Origin of the sequence: Staphylococcus roterodami (assembly GCA_022493055.1) — a bacterium.
Taxonomy (GTDB): Bacteria; Bacillota; Bacilli; order Staphylococcales; family Staphylococcaceae; genus Staphylococcus; species Staphylococcus singaporensis.
In genome coordinates this window covers 1,045,387-1,068,167 of sequence record CP092781.1, presented here as the reverse complement: position 1 = coordinate 1,068,167, position 22,781 = coordinate 1,045,387, and the positions used below count along the sequence as shown (strand labels likewise).

The following is a 22,781-nucleotide window of genomic DNA, read 5'->3' as shown; positions in this document are numbered from 1 at the left end:
ATCCTAACTTAATTAATCTAGATCAATGTAAGTAATGACACAATCACAGCTAACACGAAAAAGATCACTAAATAGTTTAGTGAATAAATAAACATTTGTGTTGCCCATTTTGTTTGATCTGAATTTTTCTTAAATGTTGTTAAACCTAATGCAATCCATCCTAAATTTAACAATGTAGCTAATACTACAAATACGACACCTAAATTTAGTAGTAATAAAGGTACTGGTAATAAAATAATTAGCCAGATAAACATACTGACACGCGTACGTTTAAAGCCTTTAACTGATGGTAACATTGGAATATTTGCAAGTGCATATTCATCTTTACGTTTAATTGCTAAGGCATAAAAATGAATTGGTTGCCAACAAAATACAACTAAAAACAACGCAATTGCTGTTAAACTAATTTGCCCTTCAATTGCAACCCATCCAATTAATGGTGGAACAGCGCCTGGAAAACTCCCAACAACAGTATTCCAAGTTGTATGTCTTTTCGACCAAATTGAATAATAAGACACATAACCAACAATACCCATTAGACCAAGTACGCCTGATGGAATATTTAATAAAAACAAACAAATTTCTCCAACTAACATCATGCCAAAACTTAATAGTAATAAATTTTTATCTGAAATTCTATTATTAACTGTTGGTCTATTTTGTTTACTTGGCATTATACGATCAATATCTTGGTCGTAATAATTATTTAACGCACATGCGCCACCCATAATTAAAGTAGAACCTAAAAGCATTAATAAAATCTGAGGTATTGATGATAAGAAGGAATGATTTGTCATTACAACTGCTAGCCATGCGCCCGCAAAAGCTGGAATTAAGTTACCTTGAACAAGTCCCATTTTAATAATCTGTTGCAATTCTTTGAAGTTTACTCTGCTAATATTTTGCGACAAAGTATGCTCTTTGCTCATAATCCCCCTCCTTAAATTTGTTCATATAATGTTATGATATCTCAGATTGCATAAAAAGACTAGGTTTAATAAAATTAAATTGTGACAAATTAACGACATCAGAAAATGTCAATTTTGTGACACAATTAGCATTTAAATTATTGCTATAATATATATGTTAGAAAATTTTAATAAGTAAAATCATGCATCTTCAAGAGATTAATATCGAAGCTTCATTTTTGAGTGAATTTGAATCCCTCATATTTTTTATGAACAAAAATATGCCATAAGGTTTTCGCTATGTATACTTGAAAAATTTATATAATATTTATTAATTTGAATCCCATCCATTTCAAATTAGTAAATCATGGTCAGGGCTAATTTTTAGTAATATCTCAAAACAAGCTAGTAACTCTAAATCTCACTGATGCGTTTTTTTATGATGGGGTGTATAAAATTGTTTCGCAAAAAGAATTTAAAATGGTTAGGTGTCGTAGCAACGCTTATAATGACATTTGTACAGCTTGGTGGTGCCTTAGTAACTAAAACAGGCTCTGCTGATGGATGTGGCTCTTCTTGGCCATTATGTCATGGTGCGTTGATTCCAGAATTCTTTCCAATTGATACGATCATTGAACTGAGCCATAGAGCAGTTTCAGCTTTATCTTTATTTATCGTCTTATGGTTAGTTATAACAGCATGGAAACATATAGGCTATATTAAAGAGATAAAACCATTATCAATCATTAGTGTAGGATTCTTATTACTTCAAGCATTAATTGGTGCCGCTGCTGTAATTTGGCAACAAAACGATTATGTTTTAGCATTACATTTTGGTATTTCACTAATCAGTTTCTCTTCAGTATTCTTAATGACATTAATCATTTTTTCAGTAGACCAAAAATACGAAGCTGATGAGTTATATATCAAAAAACCACTTAGACGCTTAACATGGTTAATGGCAATTATTATTTATTGTGGTGTCTACACAGGTGCTTTAGTCCGACATGCAGGCGCTAGTTTAGCTTATGGCGGTTGGCCATTACCATTTAATGACTTAGTTCCCCATTCAGAACAAGATTGGGTGCAGCTTGCACATCGAATTATGGCATTTGTTGTATTTACAATTATTATGATTACGTATATTCATGCTGTTAAAAATTATCCAAACAACCGTACAATTCGTTATGGTTATACTGCAGCATTTATTCTTGTCATACTTCAAGTTGTTACAGGTGCTTTATCAATTATGACAAATGTTAACCTGATCATCGCGTTGTTCCACGCATTATTTATCACATATTTATTCGGAATGACAACATACTTTATTATGTTAATGTTACGTTCAGTAAGAAGCCAAAAATCATAAAAAATAACCGTAATTTTAGTGGATAGACCATTAGAATTACGGTTATTTTAGTTCAAGCGATAAAATCCTCAGCTACTATTTATATATCAATAATAAAGCGAGATTACAGCATTTCAAATGTAATCTCGCTTATATGTTAGTCTGTTGTTTTTTCGATTTCTATTAGTAAATCTCCAGTTGCAATAGTATCACCATTATTTACTGTAACTTGTTTAATCACACCGTCAAATGGTGCTTGAATCGTAGTTTCCATTTTCATAGCTTCAGTAATAAGCAATGGTTGGTTTGCCTTAACAGTCTCACCTACATTTACTTTAACTTCAGTTACTGAACCTGGCATTTGTGCACCGATATGACTTGGATTACTCTTATCTGCTTTCGGTTTAACATTCGCATTCGTATGAACATTTTCATCTTTAATGTAAATACGTCTTGCTTGTCCATTCATAGCATAATAAATTGTTCTATTACCATTTTCATCTGGCTCACTAATTGTTTCAAGTTTAATAATTAATCGTTTACCTTTATCTATTTCGATTTCCACAGTTTCTCCATTTCGCATTCCAAAGAAGAATGTTGGTGTATCAAGTAATGATAAATTACCATATTGATTTCTAGTTTGGATATATTGTTCATATACCTTTGGATATAATACATAGCTAATAATGTCTTGTTCTGTAACAGGACCTTGTTGCTCTGCTTCAAGTAACTCACGAACTTTTTCAAAATCAACTGGTTCTAAATATTCTCCTGGGCGTGCAGTTAGAGATTCTTGACCTTTTAAAATAACAGCCTGTAAATCTTTATTAAAACCATTCACTGGTTGACCAATTTCACCTTTAAAGAATGATACAACAGATTCTGGGAAATCAAGTTTGTGTCCTTCTGAAATGACAGATTGTTCATCAAGGTCATTTTGTACCATGTAAAGAGCCATATCACCAACTACTTTAGATGATGGCGTTACTTTAACAATATCACCAAATAAGAAGTTCACACGGCGATACATGTCTTTTACTTCATCAAATCTTTCGCCAAGACCTAAACTTTTAGCTTGTTGACTTAAATTTGAATATTGTCCACCTGGCATTTCATGTTGATAAATTTCAGTGTTTGGTGATTTAATATCACTTTCAAAATCTGAATAATATGTTCTTACCGTAGACCAATAATGGCTTAATGCTTCCATACCTTCAATATCAGTTCTTAAATGACGTGGGAAACCATTTAGCGCATAATATAAAGAATTGGCACTTGGTTGACTTGTTAAGCCACTCATTGAAGCAACTGCTGTATCTATAATATCAACACCTGCATCGATTGCTTGCTTGTATGTTAATAAACCATTACCACTAGTATCATGTGTATGAAGATGTATTGGCAAATCGACAGCAGCTTTTAATTCCCCTATCAACTCAAAGGCTGCTTTCGGTTTCAATAAACCTGCCATATCTTTAATTGCTAAAATATGGAATCCTTCGCGTTCTAATTCTTTTGCAAGTTTCACATAATATTCTAATGTGTAAATATTTGAACGTTCTGGATTTAAAATATCACCAGTATAACAAATCGTACCTTCTGAAATTTTACCAGCTTCTTGTACCGCTTCATTAGCAACTTTCATTTGATCTACCCAGTTTAATGAGTCGAAAATTCTGAACACGTCGATACCAGCTTTAGCACTTTCTTGAACAAATTTATGAATAACATTATCTGCATAGTTTTTATAGCCAACTGCATTTGAGGCACGTAATAACATCTGGAATAAAACATTTGGAATAGCTTTACGTAGTCGTTCAAGTCGTTCCCATGGATTTTCTTTCAAGAAGTTATATGCAACATCGAATGTTGCGCCACCCCACATTTCAAGTGAGAAACCATCTTTAAATACTTCTGCAGTTTTAGAAGCAATGTTAATCATGTCTTTAGTTCTAACTCGTGTTGCTAGTAAAGATTGGTGTGCATCTCTGAATGTTGTATCAGTTAATAAAACGTCATCTTGCTTTTTAACCCAATCAGCAACACCTTTTGGCCCTACTTCATCAAGTAATTGTTTTGTACCATTAAATGAAGCAATTTTACTTGTAGAAACTGTAGGGATTGATGCTAACTCATAATCTGGTTTAGGACGCTTTTCAACATTCGGGAAACCATTGATTGTTACATTACCAATATATTCTAAAGTTTTAGTACCTCTATCTAACGAAGGCTGTATTTCAAACAATTCTGGTGTTTCTTCAATAAATTTAGTTGTATAGTCACCACTTGTGAACTTTTTATTTTTCATTACATTAATTAAGAATGGAATATTTGTCTTAACACCACGAATTCTCATTTCACGTAATGATCGCACCATTTTTTCTTCAGCTTGTTTAAAAGAAATGGCATGTGTAGATAACTTAACAAGTAATGAGTCATAATATGGTGAAATTTCTGCACCTTGGAACCCATCACCTGCATCAAGTCTAACACCAAAGCCACCACTTGAACGATAAGCAATAATAGTACCTGTATCAGGCATAAAATCATTTAATGGATCTTCAGTTGTAATACGACATTGAATTGCATACCCTAATGTCGTAATATCTTTTTGTTGTGGCATATTAATTTCTTTTCCAAACAAATTAGCACCAGCTGCAACTAATATTTGCGTTTTAACTATATCGATGCCAGTAACCATTTCGGTAATCGTATGTTCTACTTGTACACGTGGATTAACCTCAATAAAGAAGAATTCATCACCTGATACTAAGAATTCAACAGTACCCGCATTGACATATTTAATATTTTCCATTAATTGTATTGCCGCATCACAAATACGTTGACGTAAATCAGAAGACAACCCAACTGATGGTGCAACCTCAACAACCTTTTGGTGACGACGTTGTACAGAACAATCACGTTCGAAAAGATGTACAATATTACCATGTTCATCCCCAATAACCTGTACTTCAATATGCTTAGGATTATCAATATATCTTTCTATGTAAACTTCACTATTACCAAATGATTTTTCAGCTTCAGATTTTGCACGATGGAAAGCATCTTCTAATTCACTTTCTTCACGAACAATCCTCATACCTTTACCGCCACCACCACTAGTAGCTTTAATCATTAATGGGAACCCAGCCTCTTCGGCAAATGCTTTTGCAAGCTCATATGATTTAATTGGTCCATCAGTACCAGGTATTACTGGTAAATCAGCTTTAATTGCTGTGGTACGCGCTTTAACTTTATCACCAAACATATCTAAATGTTCTAAATGCGGACCAATAAATTTAATACCTTCTTCAGCACATCGACGTGCAAATTGTTCATTTTCACTTAAAAATCCATAGCCAGGATGAATCGCATCCACATTTGCTTGTTTTGCTACATCAATGATACGCTCAATATTTAAATAACTTTCAGCAGGACCTAGGTCACTTCCAACTAAATAGGATTCATCTGCTTTATATCTATGTAATGAACTTTTGTCTTCATTTGAATAAATTGCAACTGTGCTGATGTCTAATTCTGCTGCCGCTCTAAATATACGAATTGCAATTTCTCCACGGTTAGCAACAAGTAACTTTTTTATTTGTTTCAATAGCGATACACTCCTCAAACTATTAGAATTTTCTAACTAATTAGATAATAAAATTTTATCTTAAAGCGTTCTGTTTTGCTATAGTTATGTTTGAAATTTTGAAAATTTAACATACTTACGCCGATGATTACCCCCATTTTATAAAGGTATTTTCAAAAATGACATTGCAACAATAGCTTTCCACATTTTTGTTGTGAAAAATTTTTGATTTTTGCAATTCTAAATATATTAAAATAAAATCGCAAAACATCAACTTTTATTATCAATAGCGATAACTTTATCTTATCATCAAGATTATATTTTCGCTACCACATTTAGTGATTTTTAGTCATAAAATTTAGTTATAATCATACGTTGTTTTATTTATAAAATTTGATAATCATGTGTAATATCGAAACAAAAAGGAAGTTAAGCAATGTTTAGTTGCCTTACTTTCGTTATTGAACTCATCAGCCCAATTTGACAGAGAGTATATAAAAAGCCAATATTTAGCATTACTTAATGACAGAAGTCTGTCATCTTATACTAAATATTGGCTTGTATTTTTTAATTAAATCGTCTTCTAATATCAACTTTTTGTTGTTTCTTTATACGCTGTTGGTCAACTTTAATTTGTTTACCTACAATTAGAAGGAGTCCCATGGCAATACTCAAACTAATCATTGATGAACCACCAAAACTTATAAATGGTAATGGTACCCCTGTTAATGGTATTGTTGCCGAAATACCGCCAATGTTAACAAACGTTTGGCTTCCAAAGTAAGTAGCAATTCCGACGCATACTAATTTATAAAAATAAGATGATGTTTTGTTAGCAAATTGGAAAGCTCGATATACAATGAAGAACTCAAGCGTGATAACGAGTAACCCACCGATTAATCCTAATTCTTCACAAATGATTGCAAAGATAAAATCGGTATGTGGTTCAGGTAAATAACCTAATTTCATTGCACTATTTCCTAGACCTTTACCAAATATACCACCATTGCCAATAGCAAGTAATGAATTGGAAATATGGTAACCTGTTCCTGATTCAAACTGGAATGGATCCGTTAATGTACTAAATCGAGCTGTTAAATAACTAGGTAACCAACCTGCCATTAAAGCAATAACAAAGACGACTAAAAAGCCTAACACAGCCGGTATCCCAAATTTCAACACTTTATTTACACCAATACCTGAATAAAATATTATCGCAAATAAAATGATTAATATAAGTAACGTTTGTCCAACGTCTTTTTGTAAAAATACTAAAAACGTACAGCCTAACGCTAAAACAATAGGACTTAAAATGATTTTTGGCTGACTTAAAACTCTTGGCATTTTTTTGCTAATCATAAACGGAACATATAAAATAATTACAATCTTTAATAACTCAGATGCTTGTAAGTTCATAAAACCTAAGTTAATCCAACTTTTAGAACCATTAATATCTTTACCAATAACTAATGTTAGTAATAAAAGTGAAACGATTGCTATGATCATCCCTTTTTGGACTTTAATATTACTTAATAGCTTTACATTCATTAAAAAGGCTATGAAAAATACAATTATAAAACTCATAATTACATATGCTAATTGTCTATTATAAAAATATGTACCGGGAACATCAATCCCGCCGGTCAATGTCCCTTTCGTCGCTGGTACCATACTGGCGCTATATACCATCACTAATCCTATTAAACTTAATACAATATATGTAACTAATAACGGATAATCAATAAACTTAGACGTTCTACCAATATACCGTAAAATACTTCTAAAATTCTTCATATATTCAGTCATCCAATTCTACAATTTATACTTCAAATGATTTTGTTAAACACTATAATTTTAAAAATCCGTGTTACTTATTATATACATGACATAGTCATAATCACAAATATTAACAGGTATCTTGAGGTAATTTATAGAATGTTTTTATATTAATATCGTGAATCGCTAAACTCAATAAAAGTGACTGTCATGTCATCTATTAGATAACACAGCAGCCACTTATAAAATATGATAGAGTAAATTTAAAATCGACGTAATTCAATTAACGATTGTCTTACGCCTTTATTCGTATATTTATATATTTAACCTTAAACAAGTGTATAAGCTTCATGTAATTTCGAAAGTTCTTTTTCAAGACGTAACATAATTTGTTTGCCGTCTTCACGGTCAACTAAACCTAATTTCACTGCAAAATCAACTTCTTTTTGAAGTCCAAACATTTGAGTATCAAGTACTTCTTCATATAATGGGCATGAAGGTAAAGTTAAATTATCTAGTTGGACTTTAATCAGATGTAAGATTTCATCTGCATCATTAGTCAATTGTTTCAAAGCTGCATTTTTCATTGTCGATTGTTTCGCCATGACACGCTCCCCCTCTATATAAATTCTAAAGTCTTAATAAAAGTTTATCTTACTAAATATTAAAAAGCAAGTAGATTTAAAATGTGTCGTTGGCAATTTGTGTTAAAATATTGATATACACAATCATAGGGAGTGGGAAAATGATACAAATTAAAGGAGCCGTAAAGTTTCCTATAACATTAGATAGTACGACTTGGATATTTGATGATAGAAAAGTCAGCATTGAAGATTTAGAAAAAGGTGTCTTTGATGGTTCAAAGCCGATTGACTTTGAAGATAACCATGAATGGAATCGTGCTATTTTAGAAGGTCAAACTAATCCACCTACGTTAAATTCTGAAATTAAATATAAAAAGCGTGCTATGTTAGAAGGTTCATTTGTAATTAATATGACACCTTTCTTCAAACATGCTGAACCGAAAGACTCCGCAACTACAATTCGTTTATCAAATGATCAAAATCATTTAGATATACCTTTGGATTTATTACCATATTTGTTTTTCCAATTCGCTAAAGATGGTAAACGTCTATACGACGACAATGGAGTAGATAGCTTTATTTATAATCAAGAAGATGGTTATTCATACCAAATAAACCATGTCACTTATATTGAGGTGATTTAATTTGCGACAAGTGCAATGTATAATCTGTGACGCAAAGGTATTTATAGATGAACGCACAACCGAATCTAAAAGGCTAAAAAATAATCCAATACGTACATTTATGTGTGATGATTGTAAGAGTCGATTAGATACGCCTAAACAGAGAGCACAACATTACCCTCTCGATTAATAGCCGACATTAAATTGTTCAATCATATTAAAAAAGAAGCTAAGTAAGATTACTCACTTAGCTTCTCTTTTATTTATCTTAATTTAAACATATTTAAATTATTCGTTTTCTTGCATCATTTGTTTAATACGTTTTGCTTCTTTTTCACGAACGTTTTTATTTAAAATTTTCTTTCTCAAACGGATACTTTCTGGTGTAACCTCAACCAATTCATCGTCATTAATAAATTGTAATGCTTCTTCTAAAGTTAGAATACGAGGTCTATTCATTGTTTGAGTTTGGTCTTTCGTTGCCGAACGCACGTTTGTTTGATGTTTAGTCTTAGTGATATTAACTGTTAAGTCATTTTCACGATTATGTTCACCAACAATCATACCTTCATAAACTTCTGTACCAGGTTCCATGAAGTTAACTCCTCTATCTTCAAGTCCTAATATTGCATACGTACTTGCAGATCCTTGGTCCATAGAAATTAAAGCACCATTACGTCGACCACCGATTTGAGCTTTAATTCGTGGTCTGAATTCTTCAAATGTATGGTTGATAATACCATAACCTCTAGTCATAGACATAAACTCAGTTGTATAACCAATCATACCACGGGCAGGTACATTGAAGATTAAACGTGTTAATCCATTATCAGTTGTAGTCATATCGACCATTTCACCTTTACGTGCTCCTAATGATTCAATAACTGCACCAGAATTTTCTTGAGGTACTTCACATTGAACACGTTCAAATGGTTCACACATTACACCATCAATTTCTTTAATAATTACTTGTGGTTTAGATACTTGTAATTCATACCCTTCACGACGCATATTTTCGATTAGAATCGATAAATGTAATTCCCCACGTCCAGCAACGACCCATGTATCCGGTGAATCAGTATTTGAAACTTTCAATGAAACATCAGTCTCTAATTGCTGATTTAAACGCTCTTGTATTTGACGGGCTGTTACGAAATCACCTTCACGTCCAGCAAATGGTGAATTATTTACTTTAAAAGTCATTTCAAGTGTTGGTTCGTCAATACGTAATACTGGTAATGCTTCTTGATGATCATGTGGTGTTACAGTTTCACCAACGTTGATATCTTCCATTCCTGAAACAGCAATTAAGTCACCAGCTTGTGCTTCTTCAATTTCAAGACGTTTTAATCCAAAGTAACCAAAGATTTTAGTTACACGGAAGTTTTTAACTGTACCATCTAATTTAATTAAAGATACGTTATCGCCAACGCGCATTTTACCTCTGAATACACGACCAATACCTATACGACCTACATAGTCATTATAATCAAGTAATGCAACTTGGAATTGTAATGGTTCATCACTATTGTCAATCGGCGCTGGTACATAATCAATAATTGTTTCATATAAAGATTGTAAATTATCATCTTGTTTTTCAGGATCTAAACTAGCAGTACCATTTACAGCTGAAGCATATACTACAGGGAATTCTAATTGTTCATCATTAGCTTCTAATTCGATAAATAAATCTAATACTTCATCTACGACGCCTTCTGGGCGAGCTGACGGTTTATCAATTTTATTAACAACAACAACTGGTTTTAAGTTTTGTTCTAATGCTTTTTTAAGTACAAAACGTGTTTGAGGCATTGTACCTTCATATGCATCTACTACTAAAACAACACCATCTACCATTTTCATAATACGTTCTACTTCTCCACCAAAGTCAGCATGTCCCGGTGTATCTAAAATATTAATACGTGTACCTTTATAATCAACAGCCGTATTTTTGGCTAGGATTGTTATTCCACGTTCTCTCTCGATGTCATTAGAGTCCATTGCACGTTCATCAACATGTTCGTTTTCTCTGAATATACCAGATTGTTTTAACAACTCATCTACGAGCGTTGTTTTACCATGGTCAACGTGAGCAATAATTGCTATATTGCGGACATCTTCTCTTTTATTAGTCATATAAATAATTTCCTTCTTTCTTAAGTAAAATCCCACTTTTAATTACAACTTTTTTATTATATCATATAATTGAGAAAAGATAAGCAAAAGGTGGGGATAGGATGAAACAAAAAAAATCTAAAAATATCTTTTGGGTATTTTCTATATTAGCTATTATTTTCTTAGTATTATTTAGTTTTGCAGTTGGTGCGTCAAATGTACCAATGATGATTTTAACATTTATACTACTCGTTGCAACCTTTGGTGTTGGATTTACTACAAAGAAAAAGTATCGTGAAAATGATTGGTTGTAAGTTTTAATAATAGCAACACGCGTTTAGTGAGAGCAATTTAAGTATTTAGAAAGATAAATATAACACGTCATCACATATTAACGCCGTTTTATTTTACAACTACTAACAAGAGTGACATGTTTTCTAAGATTAATAGGACGACATGCCACTCTTGTTTTATTTTTTATTTAGGTTTTCTATTAAAACGCTTTTGATGCAAATTGATTAACGTTTCTCGATGAGGATTTAAATAATCTTCCATTATTTCTTGATGTACGCCACAATTTCCAACTAAAATTGAATTTGGACCACTAATTGTTAACGAATCGTCTAATAAATTTGAAGCTTTACCTTTCACTTCATTTAATATTACAAGTCCACCTGCAAAGTCCCATGGCTGTAATCTTGGTGTCATGTATGCTTCTAAATTCCCTGTCGCAACAGATACAATTTCAAGAGCAGCACTACCGTATGCTCTAGCACTTCTTGATTCATTAACGATATCTTTAAAAATATCTCCTAATACTGGTTTAGTTAACCAATTTGGATTTATTCCAATTATACTTTGCTTTAATTTTGAATCTCTTAAAAGCGGCAAACGCTGATTTCGTCGAAATGCGCCTTCTCCAACTTTTGCATGGTATAATACATCCGCCATTACATCATATACAAAACCAGCATAAGGTTCCCCTTCAATAAAAATACCGATTGAAATTGCGAAATTTTCTTGCTGGTGTACAAAATTTAATGTACCATCGATTGGATCTACAACCCATACCGTACCTTGAGATGTATCGATGTCATGACCATGCCCTTCTTCACCTAAAACTTGATGGTCTGGATACGTTTTTAATATCGTATCAAAAATATAATCTTCAGTAGCCTTATCAACATTAGTAACTAGGTCATTTGGGTTTGACTTTGTTTCAATCGTCAAATTTTGCTCCATTAATTGTTTAATTCTAATTCCTGCCTCTTGAATAAGTCCTTGGGCAAATTCGTAAAGTGCCATAACATCATCTCCTAACATCCCCTATTATACATCAACATTTTATAAAAATAACTTTTTAAGATTAAAATAAAAATGTTTAATTAAATGCGAGCGTCTTAATCCGCATTCAACTAAACATATGCTACAATATTTCTAACGATGTAACAGGAGGTAACCAATGACAAAATATACATTTACACCTAAAGATTTTAAGGCATTTGATGTTGATGGCTTAGATGCTAGAATGGAAGCTTTAAACGAATATATACGACCACAACTTCATCAATTAGGAGATTATTTCAGCGATTTCTTTACTAGTCAAACTGGAGAAACATTTTATCCACATGTCGCAAAACATGCAAGAAGAAGTGTAAACCCTCCTAAAGATACATGGGTTGCATTTGCGACAAACAAACGAGGTTATAAAATGCTGCCACATTTCCAAATTGGAATGTTCAAAGACCAATTATTTGTTATGTTTGGTATTATGCATGAAGCAAAAGATAAGGCATCTCGTGCAAAAGTATTCGAACGTAATTTTAAAGCTATCAAACAATTACCTGATGATTACCGTGTTTCTTTAGATCATATGAAACCAGATAAACCATTTATAAAAGATTTAACAGATGATGAATTAAAAGAAGCGATTCAAAGAGCCATTAATGTTAAAAAAGGTGAATTCTTTATTGCTCGAGCAATTACACCTCAAGACAAACGATTAAAAAGCGACAAAGCATTTCTAGCTTTTCTCGAAGAAACATTTGATCAATTTTTACCATTCTATACTGCATAATTAGTTTTGAATCAACTTATAATTTCAAATTCAATAAGCGCCTAATCACATTGTTGATTTTGCGCTTTTTTTCTTTCTAAACTCACCTGCCAACATAATAATTCATACTTTTAAAAAAATTAAAATAATTTTAGGTTGACCTAAACATTTTATTAGGTTATTATATTTTTCATAAGAAGTAGAGGTGAGTCAAAATGAATAACAAACAACATTCAACAAAAGAACAATTAAGTTTAGATGAAATTAATAATACTATCAAATTCGATCATCGCAGTTCAAATAAACAAAAATTCTTATCATTTCTCGGACCTGGTTTATTAGTAGCAGTTGGTTACATGGATCCTGGGAACTGGATAACATCTATGCAAGGTGGCGCACAATATGGCTATACTTTGCTATTCGTAATTCTTATTTCAAGTTTATCAGCAATGCTACTTCAAAGTATGACGGTAAGATTAGGCATAGCAACAGGTATGGACTTAGCACAAATGACGAGACATTATTTATCAAGACCTATTGCAATTATATTTTGGATTATTGCAGAGCTCGCAATCATTGCCACTGATATTGCAGAAGTTATTGGTAGTGCAATTGCACTTAACCTACTATTTAATATACCTTTAATTGTTGGTGCATTAATAACAGTACTTGACGTGTTTTTACTATTATTTATTATGAAGTATGGTTTCAGAAAAATTGAAGCTATTGTTGGTACTTTAATTTTTACAGTACTATTCATCTTCATATTTGAAGTATATATTTCTTCACCACAATTAAATGAAGTATTGAACGGATTTATACCACATAAAGAAATTATTACTAATAATGGTATTCTTTATATTGCTTTAGGTATTATAGGGGCAACCATTATGCCACATAATTTATATTTACATTCTTCAATTGTCCAATCTAGAACATACTCAAGACATAACAATGAAGAAAAGGCTCAAGCGATTAAATTTGCTACAATTGATTCAAATATTCAATTATCAATCGCATTTGTAGTCAACTGTTTATTACTTGTATTAGGTGCATCACTATTTTTCAATTCCAATGCAGACGATTTAGGTGGTTTCTATGATTTATATCATGCGTTAAAAACTGAACCTTTACTTGGTGCGACAATGGGTGCAATTATGAGTACGTTATTTGCCGTTGCATTACTAGCATCAGGTCAAAATTCAACCATCACTGGTACATTAGCAGGACAAATTGTTATGGAAGGATTTTTAAGATTACACATACCAAATTGGTTACGCCGTTTAATTACCCGTTCACTTGCTGTCATCCCAGTTATTGTATGTTTAATCATCTTTAATGGTAACGCAGCAAAAATAGAACAGTTACTAGTTTTCTCACAAGTATTCTTAAGTATTGCATTGCCATTTTGTTTAATACCTTTACAATTGGCTACTAGTAATAAAAATTTAATGGGTCCATTTTATAATAAAACTTGGGTGAATATTATTTCATGGACACTCATCATAATTTTAAGTATTTTAAATGTATATTTAATCGTCCAAACATTCCAAGAATTACAAGGATAATAAAAACCATTAAAATGTATGTCGTGTCTTTTTAGACCAACTACATTTTAATGGTTTTTCTTTTTAAAATATTAGTTAATGATAAATGTATTCATCGTCTTTATGACGTTTTTCCGTATAACTTTTTTCAGTCTGTTCTTTTTTTGAAATTAACATAAATATTACGACAATCCATAAAATAATCGCTAATAAATTTAATGCTATGAAACTAATAATGACTGCAAAGATGAAAAGTGCTATCGCCAATTTTCTACGCCCTTTTATACAAATCGTTGCAAATATACCATAAAGAGTTGAAATCAATAAAATAATAGCCAAAACGCCTATTGATGAAGTAATCGTATCTAAAGAAACTTTACCTCCATTTTTCGACAGCTGCTTTATTAATTCTTCTTTCTGTGATGCATCACCACTTTTTAATGAAACATATGATAGACCTAGGATTAAAAAATAAATAATACTAATACTGTTTGCAATCCAAGACATAATTAATTCAGGTTTTCTATTCATGTTATTATCCTTTCTATTTATAATTGGTGAACTAAGGTATATGTATATTTTAAATATACGAAGTTTAATTTACTTGTATATTACCATATTTTCACTTTCTTTTTTTAAATTTTCACCGAGAATACATTAATAATTTAACAGCTAAGATATATTCATTTTCAACTCAAGTTCTAATTGCACTCATCTTTTGTAGCTTTTATTACAAACTATAATTAAGTACCATTGTTTTCAAAAAAGCCAGATTAGTATGAAAGAATTTCTATATCTTCTACACTAATCTGGCTTAATTTATTTATTCATGTTTGTTATTGTCCTTAACTTCACTTGAATTGCGTTCTTCGGTAATATCATTGTTGTAAATTTGACGTCGCTCTTCAAAATTCATTCGACGTTGACTAACTGCACTAGGTTGGTTTTTTCTACGTTCTTTCATTCGTTGATTATATGCTTTTCGTTTTTCTTTCTTTTTAGCTTTAATTTCAGCTTTTTCTCTTTTTTGTTGAGCCTTTAGCTCTTTAGGATCAACTTCAGGTTCTGAATAATATCCATCATCTTCAATACCTAACTCTTCGCTACTTTTTTGTTTGTATTTAGCTTGTCGAGATAATACTGATGGTTCGCCCTCACTTGTTTCCACGGTATTATATTCACTTTCAACTGCACGTTTAGGAAATTGATTATATTTATCTTTCTCTTGATCATATGCAGTATGTGCTTTTTCCGCTTCACTTTCATGTTTTGGTACATCAAAGTATTCATCACTTGGTTGAGGTCTTTCATAAACTGGTTCTCGATAATCAGAATATGGCTCATTATAACCTTCATAATATTGCGGACCAACCATTTCAACTTTATCTTTTCTTATAAACATCATCATTGCAATTATAAAGAATAAAATTGGTATGATTAATGTAACAATAAGTAAGATTAAAGGAATCGTTACAAAAGCTGATATTAAGAATAAAAAGCCTGATAAAATTCTAATATTCATTGAAATAAGTGCTAAAAATGAAATTAATAAACACACAATAAAGTAAACGATAATCGCCCATATACCATTTTGTAACCAAATTACAAATTGTGTTGTATTATAGCCGTTACCAGCTAATAATTGCTGAATAAAAGCATTGTTGTTTAATGTATTTTCAAGATTAGCAATTGAAGTATTATTACTAAATGAAACAAGTGCTATAAACATAGTAATAATGGTAAGCACTAATAACATTACCCAACTAAGCCAACCTAGAACTTTTTCAGTTAATCTACTTACTGGACGTTTAATTTGAGTAAATTGTTCTCCAGTCATTCGTTACAACTCCTTATAGTACTTATCCAGTTATTATAACTAAATATACAGCAAATAACTACTATTTATGATTTTTATTTTAATGACATTTTGAAATTCAAAAAGTTTTCGTTGTATTCACTTAGAACTTCTTGTCCTAAATCTTTGTATACTTCAAGTCGTTTTTGTTCTTGTTTTGTTGGATAAAATCGATGATCATCTTTTATTTCTTTAGGTAATAATTCACGTGCCGCTTTGTTTGGAGTTGCATAACCTACAAATTCCGTATTTTGCTTATTATTTTTAGCATCTAATAAGAAATTCATAAATTTATATGCTCCTTCTTTATTTTGAGCTGTTCTAGGAATCACCATATTATCAAACCATAGATTAGAACCTTCTTTGGGAATAACGTAGTTGTATTTATCTCCTTCTTGTACTAAAGGTGCAGCCACCCCGCTCCAAACAACTGCAATGTTACCTTCATTTTGCTGAAGCATCATAGTAATTTCATCACCAACAACACCTCTTACTTGTGGTGATAATTTTGTTAAATCTCTTTCTGCTTCTTTAAGATGTTGAGAATTACGGTCATTAAGATTATACCCAAGTTTATTTAAACTCATGTCCATAATTTCTCTGGCACCATCAACTAATAATATTTGATTTTTAAATTTAGGATTATACAATGATTTCCAACTATCAAATGTTTCATTTGGATATTTTTCCTTATTATAAAGTATTCCTACAGTTCCAAAAAAATAAGGTAATGAATACTTATTACCTTTATCGAATGACATGTTCATATAATCAGGATCTAAATTTTTAATATTAGGTACCTTTTTATGATTAATCGGTAACAATAGGTTATCTCTTTTAAGTTTTTGTACTGTATATTCACTAGGGAAAGCAACATCATAATGTGTTCCACCATTGCGAATTTTTGCTTCCATTGCTTCATTTGAATCAAAAGTTTCATAAACGACTTGAATGCCAGTTTCTTTCTCAAACTTTTTAATTAAATCCGGGTCAATGTATTCGCCCCAATTGTAAACATAAATCTTTTGGTTCGTGTGAACTTGCTCTTTAGATTTAAACCAATGACTTACAGCAAGGCATATCATGCCAACAACTAAAGCACCTATAATGAGTTGTAAAAATCTCTTCATTATTTTACACCTCGTTTCATTAGCTTTTTCTTATTAATCACATATTGAATTAAATAATATCCAAGTATACCTAATACAATGACTGCAAATAATAATGTCGAAATTGCATTTATTTCCATACTAATTCCTTTACGTGCCATCGCATACACTTCAACAGACAGAACACTAAAGCCATTTCCAGTTACGAAGAAGCTTACAGTAAAGTCATCTAATGAATAAGTTAAAGCCATAAAGAATCCACCTATGATTGACGGTAAAATATTGGGAATGATGACATTACTCAACAATTGTGGCTCAGTTGCCCCTAAATCTCTTGCAGCGTTTAACATGTTGTTATTCATTTCATAAAGTTGCGGTAATACGATAATAACGACTATTGGAATACAAAATGCAATGTGCGACGTAAGTACTGTCCAAAAGCCTAATCCTAGCCCTGTGAAATGACCGATAGTTGTAAACATAATTAAAAATGAAGCACCTATGACTACATCTGATGACACCATTAACACATTATTAAGCGTTAAAAGAGTCACTTTAAATTGCTTATTTCTTAAATAATAAATTGCAATTGCACCAAAAGTTCCGATAATTGTAGATATAGATGCAGCTATAAGAGCCACAGCAATCGTATTAAAAATGACAGACATTAAATGGTCATTTTGAAATAAAGATTGATAATGTTCTAATGTAAAATGTTCAAAGTGAATCATATTACCTGCCGAATTAAATGAATAGAACATTAAGAAGAATATAGGGATGTATAAAATTGCTAATAATATTCCTATATATAACTTTCCATACCATTTCATATGATTCACCCTCTCCCATTAGACGATTTTGTAATGATTAAAATGAATGCCATAAATACAATAAGGAATATCGCTATAGTTGACCCCATTCCATAATTTTGAATTGTTAAAAATTGTTCTTCTATTGCCGTACCAATATTTATCACTTTGTTACCTGCAATTAAGCGTGTAATCATAAATAGAGATAATGATGGAATAAAAGTTACTTGAATACCAGTCATGACACCTTCTTTTGTCAATGGCATAATCACTTTTCTAAATGTATAAAAAGGACTAGCTCCTAAATCACTAGATGCTTGTAATAAATTATTTGGTATTGCTTTCATACTATTAAAGATGGGTAAAATCATAAATGGTATATAAATGTAACTCGCCACTATTAAAAAAGCACCTGTTGTAAATAATAAATTAAACGACGGTAAATTAAATAAGTGAAAAAATTGATTTATTACACCATCATGACTTAATAATCCAATAAAAGCATATGTCTTTAACAATAAATTTATCCATGTTGGAATAATCATTATCATTAACAAGATATTTTGAAATTTTGAGCGAGTAATGTAATAAGTCGCTGGATAACTAATTACCAGCGTGATAATTGTAATCAAAGTCGCATATAAAATTGAATATGCAAACATTTTCAAATATTTAGTAGTGAAAATTTGTTGATAATTAGTGAAGCTGAAGTGTCCATTAATATCTAAAAATGAAAAATAAACAAGTAATACTACAGGTATAATAATAAATATGACCATCCATAATAAGTATGGAATTAAAAGTAATTTATTAGTATTACGCATTGTCAACTTCCTCGTAACTTTCAATACGTTTATCAAATTCTTCTTCAGTCTCACCTGGCACCATAATGTGTATTGCTTCAGGGTCGAAATAAAGACCAACTTCACTGCCTACTTCAGCTTTTTTAGTCGTTTGTATTACCCATTCATATCCTTTACGGTCAATACAACATATTTCATAGTGCACTCCTCTAAATAACATAGAATCAACTGTTGCTTTAAACAAACCTTCTTCCGCTTTAATTAACGAAATATCTTCTGGTCGAATAACGACTTCTACTTTTTTGTTTGCAGGAATACCCATATCAACACATTCAAAATCTTGCCCATAAATATTCACAACATAATCTCTAACCATGCGCCCTTCAACTATGTTGGACTCTCCTATAAAATCAGCTACAAATCGATTGACAGGCTCATCATAAATATCTGTAGGTGTACCAAATTGTTGAATTTTCCCATCTTTCAACACAAATAGATAATCACTTAGTGCCAAAGCTTCTTCTTGATCATGCGTTACGAATATAAAAGTAATCCCTAGGCGTGATTGTAATTCTCTTAATTCATATTGCATTTCAGTACGTAATTTTAAATCTAAGGCAGATAAGGATTCATCTAATAATAAAATTTCTGGCTCATTTACAATAGCACGTGCAATCGCGACACGTTGCTTTTGTCCACCACTCATTTCATTAATGTTGCGTTTCTCATAACCTGATAGTTTAACTAACTTTAATGCTTCTTTTACTTTTTGATCGATTTGTGCTTTTGATAATTTTTTTAATTTTAAACCGAAAGCAATATTATCATAAACATTTAAATGTGGAAACAATGCATAATCTTGAAAGACTGTATTCACTTTTCGTTTATTTGGCGGTAAGTTTCCTATTGGTTTGTTTTGATAAATTACTTCACCACTATCCGGATACTCAAACCCTGCTATTAATTTTAAAATTGTTGTTTTTCCACAACCTGAAGGACCTAATAATGTATAAAAGTATCCCGATTCAATATCAATATCTATATCGTCTAAGATATTAAGATCATCATAGCTTTTACTAACTGATTTAAATGATAATAATGGTTCCATATAAGATCCCCCTATAAATATGAAGCTGTTGCTACAATAAGTATTCGTGTTTCAACGTTTGATTCATTAGATAAGCGATGATTGTCACGTGCTTTAAAATACAAAACGTCTTCTTCATGTGCTTGATATATTTCTTTACCTAAATTAAGTGTAATTTGACCTGACATGCAATAAATAAATGTATCAGACTCTGAAGGATTAAAAGTTTTATATGAAGCGCCAGGCTTTAACGTCAGAATCAATGGCTCCATATCATATTCGTTTGATTTAGATACTAACCAATTTAATATGTAACCTTCATCATATTCATCATAAATAACTTGATCTGCCTTCTTATATAACACTTTTTCATTTTCAGTATCTTTAAAAAAATCACTGGGTGTTGTTCCTAATACCTCAATGATGTTTAAAAATGTTTCCATACTTGGCGATGCATGTTCACTTTCAATTTGTGATATATATCCTTTTGATAAGTCTGTACGTTCAGCAAGTTCTTCTTGCGTGAGATTTTTAATTCTTCTAAGATTTTTAATTTTATTACCTATGTTCATTATTTTTCCACCTAAAAAAGCTATATTAAGTTTACTATTATCAAACATTTTGTTTAACACTTGATAAAGGTACCAAAATATAGCTTTATTAGCAATAGATTTTAACGAAAAATCTGTTTAAAATATATCATTTCAAACAAATTATTATTTTGCTGTCACATATTGATCTTCAGAGTGCGTTTTAACATTTTGTAAAGCTTTGTAGCTATTGTACCCGCTACTTTTTTCAAATGTGTTGAAGATTTGCTTCTCTTCCGCTTTGCCAGGGACTATTGATTTAAATATTTTATACGCTTGCATAAATTTTCCTGCATTAACTCCTGACTCATAATATTTTTCAACATGATTAAAAAATGTTATTACTGAAAGCATTTCCTCGTTGCTCCAGTCTAAATCGATTGGATATTCATATTCCATTGAAAACCACCTCCACTCATTTATTAGCAACGCTAGTATAACATGTCATTTTGATATCGAAATAGTATTTTATAATACTTTGGTTTTAATATACTAAATAAAATAGTCACAAATTAAAAAGAGCCGTAGCAAGCGCTACAGCTCTAAAAGAACGAATCTTTATAAAATCAGAAATTACATTGTATGGATTGGGTATCCGATAGCTTTTTCAGCTGCTTCCATAGTCATCTCACCTAATGTTGGATGCGCATGGATAGTTAATGCGATATCTTCAGCATTCATACCAGCTTCAATTGCTAAACCTAACTCAGAGATAATATCTGATGCACCAGTACCTACTACTTGAGCACCAATTAAAGTATCATCTTCTTTAAGTGTAATAAGTTTAACAAATCCGTTAGTGTCATCTAATGATAAAGCACGACCATTTGCTGCGTATGGGAATTTAGAAGCTTTAATTGCTAAACCTTCTTCTTTAGCTTGTGCTTCTGAATAACCAACTGTAGCTAATTCTGGTTCAGTAAAGCATACTGCTGGCATACCAATATAATCCACTTCAGCAGCTTGACCATCAATTGCTTCAGCAGCAACTTTAGCTTCATAGCTAGCTTTGTGAGCAAGTGGTAAACCTGGAACGATATCACCAATTGCATAGATATTGCTGATAGAAGTACGGCTTTGTTTGTCAACTTCTAATAATCCACGATCTGCAAATTTAATGCCTAATTCTTCAAGACCTAATTCATCAGTATTTGGACGACGACCTACAGTTACTAATACATAATCAGCTTCGATTGTTTTTTCTTCACCTTTAGCTTCATAAGTAACTTTAACACCGTTATCTGTTTCTTCAGCTGATTTAGCCATAGCCTCAGTAACGATTTCAACACCTTTTTCTTTCATACCTTTTTTAACAGGTTGTGTCATTTGTTTTTCGAAGCCACCTAAAATATCTTTAGCACCTTCAAGGATAGTTACTTCTGAACCAAAGTTAGCAAATGCTGTACCTAACTCAGAACCAATGTATCCTCCACCAACTACAACTAATTTTCCTGGTACTTCTTGTAAGTTTAAAGCACCTGTTGAGTCGATAACACGTTTACCAAATTTGAAATTAGGAATTTCAATTGGTCTTGAACCTGTTGCAATGATTGCATTTTTAAAGTTGTATGTTTGCGCACTTTTTTCGTCCATAACACGTAAGCTATTGTTATCTACGAAATATGCTTCACCTTTAACGATGTTTACTTTGTTACCTTTAAGTAAGCCTTCAACACCACCAGTTAATTTGTTTACAACTGATGACTTGAATTCTTGAACTTTTTGGAAGTTTAATGAAACGCTCTCAGCAATAACACCTAAGTTTTCAGAATGTTGCGCTTCAACAAAACGGTGAGAAGCATGTAGTAATGCTTTAGAAGGAATACAACCAACGTTTAAGCATACACCACCTAAATTACCTTTCTCAACGATTGTTACTTTTTGTCCTAATTGAGCTGCACGAATTGCTGCAACGTATCCACCAGGACCTGCTCCGATTACTATAGTATCTGTTTCAATTGGGAAATCTCCAACTACCATGT

General features: G+C 31.7%; 21 protein-coding genes. 6 read left to right on the top strand and 15 right to left on the bottom strand.

Features of this window, described 5'->3' with window-relative positions:
* Positions 1 to 17: 17 nt before the first annotated feature.
* The gene (cyoE, locus tag ML436_05290; GenBank protein UMT79148.1) at positions 18 to 929 is read right to left on the bottom strand and encodes a heme o synthase; all 912 of its coding nucleotides are present in this window, start codon (positions 927 to 929) and stop codon (positions 18 to 20) included.
* Positions 930 to 1,365: 436 nt separating this feature from the next.
* On the opposite strand from cyoE, the gene ML436_05285 reads away from it, so the two are divergent.
* A complete protein-coding gene (locus ML436_05285; GenBank protein ID UMT79147.1) occupies positions 1,366 to 2,277 on the top strand; it encodes a heme A synthase in 912 nt (303 codons plus the stop codon).
* 136 nt (positions 2,278 to 2,413) lie between these two features.
* On the opposite strand, the gene ML436_05280 is transcribed toward ML436_05285, so the two are convergent.
* From ML436_05280 to ML436_05270, 3 genes are all read right to left on the bottom strand, one after another.
* On the bottom strand, positions 2,414 to 5,866 hold the full coding sequence (locus tag ML436_05280) for a pyruvate carboxylase (protein UMT79146.1): 3,453 nt from the start codon (positions 5,864 to 5,866) through the stop codon (positions 2,414 to 2,416).
* Positions 5,867 to 6,412: 546 nt separating this feature from the next.
* On the bottom strand, positions 6,413 to 7,639 hold the full coding sequence (gene ftsW, locus ML436_05275; GenBank protein ID UMT79145.1) for a cell division protein FtsW: 1,227 nt from the start codon (positions 7,637 to 7,639) through the stop codon (positions 6,413 to 6,415).
* Positions 7,640 to 7,950: 311 nt separating this feature from the next.
* Entirely contained in the window at positions 7,951 to 8,226 is a 276-nt protein-coding gene (locus ML436_05270) for a YlaN family protein (protein ID UMT79144.1), read from the bottom strand.
* Positions 8,227 to 8,366: 140 nt separating this feature from the next.
* Here ML436_05270 and ML436_05265 point away from each other — a divergent pair, with 140 nt between their 5' ends.
* Positions 8,367 to 8,849: a hypothetical protein gene (locus ML436_05265; GenBank protein UMT79143.1), complete on the top strand. Its 483-nt coding sequence runs from the start codon at positions 8,367 to 8,369 to the stop codon at positions 8,847 to 8,849.
* 1 nt (position 8,850) lies between these two features.
* On the top strand, positions 8,851 to 9,018 hold the full coding sequence (locus ML436_05260; GenBank protein UMT79142.1) for a YlaI family protein: 168 nt from the start codon (positions 8,851 to 8,853) through the stop codon (positions 9,016 to 9,018).
* Between the two features lie 98 nt (positions 9,019 to 9,116).
* Here the strand turns inward: ML436_05260 and typA are convergent, their stop codons facing one another.
* Positions 9,117 to 10,964 carry a translational GTPase TypA gene (gene typA, locus ML436_05255; protein UMT79141.1) on the bottom strand — a complete coding sequence of 616 codons (1,848 nt, stop codon included), beginning with the start codon at positions 10,962 to 10,964 and terminating at the stop codon, positions 9,117 to 9,119.
* 101 nt (positions 10,965 to 11,065) lie between these two features.
* On the opposite strand from typA, the gene ML436_05250 reads away from it, so the two are divergent.
* Complete coding sequence (locus ML436_05250; GenBank protein ID UMT79140.1) at positions 11,066 to 11,257, top strand: YlaF family protein; 192 nt, start codon at positions 11,066 to 11,068, stop codon at positions 11,255 to 11,257.
* A gap of 163 nt (positions 11,258 to 11,420) precedes the next feature.
* Here ML436_05250 and ML436_05245 read toward each other — a convergent pair whose 3' ends face one another.
* Positions 11,421 to 12,248, bottom strand: a complete 828-nt coding sequence (locus ML436_05245) for an inositol monophosphatase family protein (GenBank protein UMT79139.1) — start codon at positions 12,246 to 12,248, stop codon at positions 11,421 to 11,423.
* A 157-nt stretch (positions 12,249 to 12,405) separates the two neighbouring features.
* Between ML436_05245 and ML436_05240 the strand changes: the two genes are divergently transcribed.
* Together ML436_05240 and ML436_05235 are read left to right on the top strand one after the other, a co-directional pair.
* Positions 12,406 to 13,020, top strand: coding sequence for a YktB family protein (locus ML436_05240; protein ID UMT79138.1), 615 nt, complete (start codon positions 12,406 to 12,408; stop codon positions 13,018 to 13,020).
* Positions 13,021 to 13,214: 194 nt separating this feature from the next.
* Positions 13,215 to 14,567 carry an Nramp family divalent metal transporter gene (locus ML436_05235; protein ID UMT79137.1) on the top strand — a complete coding sequence of 451 codons (1,353 nt, stop codon included), beginning with the start codon at positions 13,215 to 13,217 and terminating at the stop codon, positions 14,565 to 14,567.
* A 75-nt stretch (positions 14,568 to 14,642) separates the two neighbouring features.
* On the opposite strand, the gene ML436_05230 is transcribed toward ML436_05235, so the two are convergent.
* The 9 genes from ML436_05230 to lpdA all read right to left on the bottom strand — a co-directional run bounded on the left by ML436_05230 (position 14,643) and on the right by lpdA (position 22,779).
* On the bottom strand, positions 14,643 to 15,077 hold the full coding sequence (locus tag ML436_05230) for a DUF4064 domain-containing protein (protein UMT79136.1): 435 nt from the start codon (positions 15,075 to 15,077) through the stop codon (positions 14,643 to 14,645).
* Between the two features lie 292 nt (positions 15,078 to 15,369).
* Entirely contained in the window at positions 15,370 to 16,383 is a 1,014-nt protein-coding gene (locus ML436_05225) for a DUF4064 domain-containing protein (GenBank protein UMT79135.1), read from the bottom strand.
* Between the two features lie 74 nt (positions 16,384 to 16,457).
* Positions 16,458 to 17,531, bottom strand: coding sequence for a spermidine/putrescine ABC transporter substrate-binding protein (locus ML436_05220; protein ID UMT79134.1), 1,074 nt, complete (start codon positions 17,529 to 17,531; stop codon positions 16,458 to 16,460).
* Positions 17,531 to 18,340, bottom strand: a complete 810-nt coding sequence (locus ML436_05215) for an ABC transporter permease (GenBank protein ID UMT79133.1) — start codon at positions 18,338 to 18,340, stop codon at positions 17,531 to 17,533. Before ML436_05215 ends, ML436_05220 begins: the two co-directional genes overlap by 1 nt.
* A gap of 5 nt (positions 18,341 to 18,345) precedes the next feature.
* Positions 18,346 to 19,143, bottom strand: coding sequence for an ABC transporter permease (locus tag ML436_05210; protein UMT79132.1), 798 nt, complete (start codon positions 19,141 to 19,143; stop codon positions 18,346 to 18,348).
* Positions 19,136 to 20,230, bottom strand: a complete 1,095-nt coding sequence (locus tag ML436_05205) for an ABC transporter ATP-binding protein (protein ID UMT79131.1) — start codon at positions 20,228 to 20,230, stop codon at positions 19,136 to 19,138. The genes ML436_05210 and ML436_05205 overlap by 8 nt, the downstream gene beginning before the upstream one ends.
* An 11-nt stretch (positions 20,231 to 20,241) precedes the next feature.
* The gene (locus ML436_05200) at positions 20,242 to 20,781 is read right to left on the bottom strand and encodes an XRE family transcriptional regulator (protein UMT79130.1); all 540 of its coding nucleotides are present in this window, start codon (positions 20,779 to 20,781) and stop codon (positions 20,242 to 20,244) included.
* Between the two features lie 144 nt (positions 20,782 to 20,925).
* Positions 20,926 to 21,198, bottom strand: coding sequence for a UPF0223 family protein (locus ML436_05195; protein UMT79129.1), 273 nt, complete (start codon positions 21,196 to 21,198; stop codon positions 20,926 to 20,928).
* A gap of 174 nt (positions 21,199 to 21,372) precedes the next feature.
* Positions 21,373 to 22,779, bottom strand: coding sequence for a dihydrolipoyl dehydrogenase (lpdA, locus tag ML436_05190; protein UMT79128.1), 1,407 nt, complete (start codon positions 22,777 to 22,779; stop codon positions 21,373 to 21,375).
* Positions 22,780 to 22,781: the final 2 nt, after the last annotated feature.